The organism is Psychrobacter urativorans, from assembly GCF_904846695.1.
Taxonomy (GTDB): Bacteria; Pseudomonadota; Gammaproteobacteria; order Pseudomonadales; family Moraxellaceae; genus Psychrobacter; species Psychrobacter urativorans.
Map to the genome: position 1 here is coordinate 1 of NZ_CAJHBR010000066.1, position 938 is coordinate 938.

At 38.1% G+C, this 938-nt stretch carries 1 protein-coding gene and 1 pseudogene; one reads left to right on the top strand and one right to left on the bottom strand.

Annotated elements, in window-relative coordinates:
- Positions 1 to 132: 132 nt before the first annotated feature.
- Positions 133 to 630, top strand: a pseudogene (locus JMY09_RS14380) (Na+/H+ antiporter NhaC family protein); the annotation flags it as partial.
- A gap of 105 nt (positions 631 to 735) precedes the next feature.
- On the opposite strand, the gene JMY09_RS14630 reads toward JMY09_RS14380, so the two are convergent.
- A partial coding sequence (locus tag JMY09_RS14630) for a hypothetical protein (protein WP_227677391.1) occupies positions 736 to 938 on the bottom strand: 203 nt, incomplete at its 5' end.

Genomic DNA, 938 nt, shown 5'->3' on the forward strand with positions numbered 1-938 from the left:
ACAACTAAGCTAATCGCTTCTAATTTAAATTCTCGGGTATATTGATTGCGTTTGTTGGTCATACTATTTTCCTTCTTTGGGTTAGTATAACCTCTTAGCAGCTGTCCAATTTTATTATGCCACTACAGTGGCATGATCTCACGCGGTGGTATGCAGAGCATGTTCTTTACCCAGACTATTGTTATCTTGGCATTAAGTTTAGGTGGGCTGCTAAGCGCATTGGGTATCTTGCCGGCGCTCCTGTTAGGTATCAAAGATATGCTGACCACCTCAGGACGCGCTATCTTTGCCGCCTCTATGGCAGCTTTAAGTATCAACGTCCTAATCGGGGAGCAGTATTTAAGTATCTTGCTATCAGGTACCGCTTTTCGCCCTACCTTTGAGCGCTTGAACCTGCATCCTAAAAATTTATCACGCACCATTGAAGATGCCGGTACTGTTATCAATCCTTTGGTACCTTGGAGCGTGTGTGGGGTGTTTATTAGCCAAGCGTTAGGCGTACCAGTGCTTGAGTATCTACCTTATGCGTTCTTCTGTTATTTATCGCTACTACTGACGATATTATTTGGCTTTACTGGGTTTACTATTACTAAGATAGATCCAATAAAACAGCAAGTTAATGCTTTATAACGGTTAATAATTTACCTTACTAAACTTGTCTTATTAGAATGTCACTCTCATCAAAAGAGCGGTATTAAAAGCAGTTAAATAGTCTTAGTGAGACACGAGAGGTAGTTAAGGTACTCTAACTTTGACTGCCTTTTTTTGTGCTTTATTCGGTGGGTTGATTTTAGTCAATTGACGCTTTTGATAGTTTTGATAGTTTTGATAGTTTTGATAGTTTTGATAGTTTTGATAGTTTTGATAGTTTTGATAGTTTTGATAGTTTTGATAGTTTTGATAGTTTTGATAGTTTTGATAGTTTTGATAGTTTTGAT